Genomic DNA, 5,127 nt, shown 5'->3' with positions numbered 1-5,127 from the left:
CGGAAAAGGGGGCATTTATTAGATCAAAAATAAATGCCCCCTTTTCCGTCCCGTATTGAGACCTACGCGACCTGAGAGGAATAGGGGTCTGACCCCTATTTCATTCTTAGCGTACAAAGCCGTTTCAGTAACTTAATGCCCTGAAACCGGCTCTTCCTCCTGAACTTTGCGTATGACGTTGGAGACCGACTCCAGAGCCACCAGGTCTTGCCACTTGCCATCTGCAACGATTCTGCCCGTGTCGAAGACGATGACTCGATCAAAGTGATTGAGCACAGTGAAATCGTGGGTTACACAGATCAGACTTTTATCGGCAAAGCAGGTGAAGAGTGCATCCCAGATTAACGAGGCGCCCTGGGGATCAACGGATGAGGTCGGCTCATCGAATATGTTGAAATTCCCAGGTCTTAGCAGCACGCGTAGAAGCGAAAGCTTTTTTGCTTCGCCACCGGAAATACTGGTCGCGTCTTGATTTATCGTTCGAACAGGCAATTCGTCAAACAGATGCTGGATATTGAGCTGCGCCGCGACGCTGCTAAATGTCGAGTTGAACGAGCCATGAAAAAAAACAGCGTCTGCCAGGTTGCCTGATAAAAACTTCGGAGTTTGGGGGCAATACCGAATGAGCCGAAAATGTTCCTCTTCAGCGATTGACTCTAGCGCGGTCTGTCCTATCCGGACGGTGAGCCCGGGACGCTGCTTCACGCCCACGAGCAGTTCCACAAAGGTTGATTTTCCGGAGCCACTTGCCCCAACGACGGCAAGATGCTCACCGGGGCGCACTTCGATGGCCTGCTGAATGACTAATGAAACTCCCTCGGCGATCAGTGCAGTGGAGGCGGGGTAAATCAAGCTGTCAGAATCCAAGGGCAAGCTCTCGGCCTTATCCTTGAAGCTTTGCTCGCGCAGAATCGATCGAAACTTGGCGTAGTCCGAAGAGAATTGATCGGCGAAACGATAGACCTCTCCGATGCTGAACACCGTGTTGAAAAACATCGTGGATAAGGTAAACAAGACGACAAAGTCGCCAACCGTCAGTTCGGACACCGAAGCCTGTCTTACAAAGATGCCGTACCCGATCACTGTGCTGCTGGTCAGGGTTAAGAAAAGTGCCCTTGACGCCCCTAGTACCGCAGCGGAATATCCGACTTTTGTGGCGGCATCCGCGTACTGGTAAAACGTATCGAACAGGGGTTTCAGCCCCGATTCCTGGGCCCGCTCCAGCCTTATCTGTTTACCCGCCTGAATCGTGTTTGCAAATACTCCCGCCTGTTCATCTTCGGCGTCATTGACCGCATCGATATGAGCGCGACGCCACGTGATCAAGTAGTGGGTCAATGCCAGGTAGACACCGGAAAGTGCAAGCACAAGCGCCAGGAACACAATATTCGCAATCCATACCAGCCACGCCGAAATCACGATGAACTCGATGCAAAGCGGCAAAATAGTGATCAGCGCGTAGTTAAGAATTCGCTCGCTGGCTTGTATGCCGCGTTCAATCGATTTGAGCATCTTGCCGATATTGATCGATGAGAACAGGTCGAAGTGCTTGGTGAATATCTCGCGAACCCATCGAATCGAAACATCGCTGAGCCCTTTTTGAATAAAACGGGTCAAGTAGTACCCCTGAATAGGGATAAGAATAACGTTAATAACGCCGACGCAGATAAACCCCAACAGATACAAGGCCGTCTCTGAATCCAAGGTGTGCTGGGTAAAGGTATCTACTACGCGCCCGATGATAATCGCCGGCATTATGGTTGCCACTTTGGATAGGATGACAATAACCATCACTAGCCAGAACAGCCTCTTATGACGGTAAAGTGCGTGTTTAAAATCCTCAAGCATGACCCGCCTCCTCAGTTGCTCTCGTTAATTGTGTTCAAGCAAAACGTTATTGGGTACCACGAGAGAAAAGAGTAGGGGGCAACCCCCGTTTTCAATAATGGTGATCTGACCCCTATTTAAAAATTTGGGCGCAGGCTACCCCAGTTCACACTAGCCTCCAATACCAGCCTCGCTATTATTTATGCATACCCAAAGAGAAAAATATTCTATGAGACTACTCTATAAATTTTCACATGTTGTGCCTCATGGGGCGTGAATTCAGGAACTCTCAGGATTTTCCAATCAACTTGCCGCATGGCGTTGTCACGTCGTGACTTTCCCGGCACGGGCCACTATTTGCCAAGAAAATACTTCATGACGCAGTTCTCTATTTTCTACTGCGCAGTTGATACCAGCCCTTCACCGTTCTCCCGTCAGACACGTCACCACGCTTTCGCAGCTCGCGTTAATCGCCAGCTGCAAGACCCAAACGGCGCAGACACAAGAGAAGAATAGGGGTCAGACCACGTTTTCAATAATGGTGGTATGACCCCTATTTCTGCATCTATTATCTGAGGTCGAACCAACGACCGAAGTTGTCGAGCTGGGATTACTTTTGAGCATGGGGCCGCCGATGCAGGGAAAAACGTTCGAGATAGTGCGAATAGATCAGATCCACGAAATTGTTTCGCCAACCATAGAGTCACTTTTACAGCCGTTAGGATTCGAAGTTCAGGGCCCGCTGTCCTGGCTTCGTAGCGTCGATGCTCCCATTCGCCAACTCTTTCGCCTTGAGCAGTGGAAAGGCGGCGCGCTAGCGCCGTCATGGGCTCTGTCACTGGACTTCGTTCCCCATCTTTCCGGCAATGAAATCAAATGGCACAGGACGTCAAAATCAGCACGACCTGATCTGACTTTCAATGTGCGCGATCGAGCGTTTGATATCTCATGCAGCTACGGACCTGATGCCATAGCAACCAGCGCACCCAATATCCTCCGGGCTGCCATTCCAAAAGCTGAATCGTTTTGGGACGAGGCTCGTTCGATAGCCGACTTGCCTGGTGCTTTCGAGCGGGTCAAGCAGCATTTGTCGACGGGTGGCCTGGGTTTCTACAACTACATACAACATCCTCTTGCATACGCGTTTGTATTGGCCATGAACGGCAAGCCCGATACAGCCGAAGAAGAGTTTCAACGCTATTCACAGCGTCTTTCAGAGGCGGCTCGAAAAAAACTCCGCAAGCTATTCATTGATGCAGGCGGTCACCTTGGCTAAGCGAGTACGGCTTTTTAAACAGCATCGGCCAGAAGCGGTCTTTCGAGGAAGATAGCCGGCGGCCATTTCTGGCATTTCGCGGAGATAGAATAGCGGCCGGGTTCGTAGAATCGCAGGGTAGTTCGTCGAAAGCACCGAATTCGACAATTATTATGTCCGTCAGCACCTTACGTCGGGCACCACACCTGCCATCCAGGTGAAATGATTTGAATCCGGCGCGCTCCTTCTAGACAATCCCCGCCTTTGGCTCGAAAGGATGCGTGCGATGAAGTTCGAAGGGACTTTCCAATACATGGGCAATCACGGGATCGTGTTCAACGTCTCGCAGATCACCCTCACCGACAGCGAACGCGGACGTCTGAGCGAGCTGCATTTCGGCGAAGCGAAAAGCGCCCACTACGAGGTCAACCGCAAAGTCGTCGAGGTGTACGACAAGATGCTGGCCAAGAACCTGCCGTGCCTGATGATGATCGGCATCTCCAAGCCGCTGACCCGGCAACAGGGCGACGTGCTCAACGCCCAACGCACCAAGATCGCCAACCTTGCGGCCTCGGCCTTCGCTGGCGCCACCTCTTACATAGCGTCCCCTTACGTGGGCGCCCCTGTCGGCGCCGGAGTGCGCATGTACGTGAATGACACCCTGCCCACCTATCATGCAGGCGACATACTGGTCAGCATCGAAGCGCAGGTGAACGGCGGCATTGGCCCGCAACGCAGTGCCTCGACACTGATCATCAAGACCTGACGGGAGAAACACATGTCTGACATTACCCAACTGGTCGTTGCCCTTGTGCTGTTCTTTCTGCTTGATCGGTTTATCAAGTCGTACCCGTTTCGCAAATGGCTAGGGGTGCTGTTGGTTGCGATGGGGGCGGTCGGGTGCGTGGCTGTGAGCCAAACCCGCTTGCTTGGGGTTGACCTGGGGCTGCTGTCGATCTTTGCCGTTGCACTGGGGGTGGGGTTGTTCCTGAAGCGGCGGCGGTTCGAGCCGATGGGCTGAAGGAGGGCCAGGAATTTCCCCACGCCCGGCAGTAAAAAGGGACGGACTTGTTTGAAAATAGATCCGTCCCTTTTCCTTTTCGCCTCTCGACCTACGCAGCCTGAGCCTTGACGGCCGGCTGGGGCGACTTGCGATACGTCAGCAGCACAATCCCCGTCACCACAATCACCCCGCCCACCACCTGGCCGGCGCTGAGCATCTGGTCGAGCACGATCCAGCCCATCAACAACGTCGCCAGCGGCTCAATGTTCATCACCGGCGCATTACGCGGCATATCCAGGCGCGGCACCGAAATGAACAGCACGATAAAACCCGTGCCATACAGCACCACCAACGTGGCCAGTGCCAGCCAACCGGTACTGGTTGCAGGCAAGTTCAGGCCATCGACAAGCGCACCGCTCAAACCCGCGAGGTTGACGCTGCTGAACACGATAAAAATCGTCAGCAGACTGCGTACCGAACCGCGCACCTGAGACAACTTGTGGTCGGTGATCCACAGCGCGCAGGCGAATACGAACGCGGCGCAAAAGGCCAGGGAGACGCCGACCAGCCATTCCGGGCCGAGGGTGGTGTTGGCGGAGAGACGGCCGGGTACGTCCAGCACGAACACCAGGCCCAACAGAATCAGGCCCATCAGCAAGGCCGTGCGTGCGGTAGGGCGTGGGCCGCCGAGTGCCCAGGTGAGCAGGGCCAGCAGGATAGGGAACACGTTGGCGACCAATAAGGCCAACGCTACCGGGACGCGGGCGACGGCGGAGTAGAGGCAGAGGCTTTGGGTGGCGATGAGTAGGCCCAAGAGAACTTGCCAGCGGCATGCACCTGGGGGGAGGCGGAGGTTTTGGCGTTGGTATAGGACCATTATCGCTAGCACTAACAGGGTGCCGCCGGAGCGCATGAGGATTGCCAGGAGGATTCCGGCGCCGTCGTCGAAGGCTACGCGGGCGGCGATGTGGTTGCCGGCGAAGGCGCAGCCCATGCAGAGGAGGATTAGAACGGCGATGTGGCGGGGGAATTGGGTGGGGGC

Annotated in this window: 5 protein-coding genes; 3 read left to right on the top strand and 2 right to left on the bottom strand. The window is 54.4% G+C overall.

Features of this window, described 5'->3' with window-relative positions; all coding sequences use genetic code 11:
• Positions 1-132: 132 nt before the first annotated feature.
• Positions 133-1,848 carry an ABC transporter ATP-binding protein gene (locus tag HX873_RS31225; protein WP_177123822.1) on the bottom strand — a complete coding sequence of 572 codons (1,716 nt, stop codon included), beginning with the start codon at positions 1,846-1,848 and terminating at the stop codon, positions 133-135.
• A gap of 613 nt (positions 1,849-2,461) precedes the next feature.
• Between HX873_RS31225 and HX873_RS31220 the strand changes: the two genes are divergently transcribed.
• The 3 genes from HX873_RS31220 to HX873_RS31210 all read left to right on the top strand — a co-directional run bounded on the left by HX873_RS31220 (position 2,462) and on the right by HX873_RS31210 (position 4,103).
• Positions 2,462-3,103 (top strand): hypothetical protein, encoded by a 642-nt coding sequence (locus tag HX873_RS31220; RefSeq protein WP_256349688.1) that lies wholly within the window; start codon positions 2,462-2,464, stop codon positions 3,101-3,103.
• Between the two features lie 265 nt (positions 3,104-3,368).
• A complete protein-coding gene (locus HX873_RS31215) occupies positions 3,369-3,848 on the top strand; it encodes a hypothetical protein (RefSeq protein WP_017478764.1) in 480 nt (159 codons plus the stop codon).
• A gap of 12 nt (positions 3,849-3,860) precedes the next feature.
• Positions 3,861-4,103 carry a hypothetical protein gene (locus tag HX873_RS31210; protein WP_177123819.1) on the top strand — a complete coding sequence of 81 codons (243 nt, stop codon included), beginning with the start codon at positions 3,861-3,863 and terminating at the stop codon, positions 4,101-4,103.
• Positions 4,104-4,194: 91 nt separating this feature from the next.
• Here the strand turns inward: HX873_RS31210 and HX873_RS31205 are convergent, their stop codons facing one another.
• On the bottom strand, positions 4,195-5,103 hold the full coding sequence (locus tag HX873_RS31205) for an EamA family transporter (RefSeq protein WP_371318412.1): 909 nt from the start codon (positions 5,101-5,103) through the stop codon (positions 4,195-4,197).
• Between the last annotated feature and the right edge of the window lie 24 nt (positions 5,104-5,127).

The organism is Pseudomonas sp. P7758 (genome assembly GCF_013386485.1).
Lineage (GTDB): Bacteria > Pseudomonadota > Gammaproteobacteria > Pseudomonadales > Pseudomonadaceae > Aquipseudomonas.
Note: the sequence above shows the minus strand (reverse complement) of the source record. Positions and strands in the feature narration are given on the sequence as shown.

Bases quoted from the DNA above. Each gene is read 5' to 3' on its own strand.
- HX873_RS31220 (WP_256349688.1), top strand. From the start codon at position 2,462: ATGCAGGGAAAAACGTTCGAGATAGTGCGAATAGATCAGATCCACGAA.
- HX873_RS31225 (WP_177123822.1), bottom strand. From the start codon at position 1,848: ATGCTTGAGGATTTTAAACACGCACTTTACCGTCATAAGAGGCTGTTC.
- HX873_RS31215 (WP_017478764.1), top strand. From the start codon at position 3,369: ATGAAGTTCGAAGGGACTTTCCAATACATGGGCAATCACGGGATCGTG.
- HX873_RS31210 (WP_177123819.1), top strand. From the start codon at position 3,861: ATGTCTGACATTACCCAACTGGTCGTTGCCCTTGTGCTGTTCTTTCTG.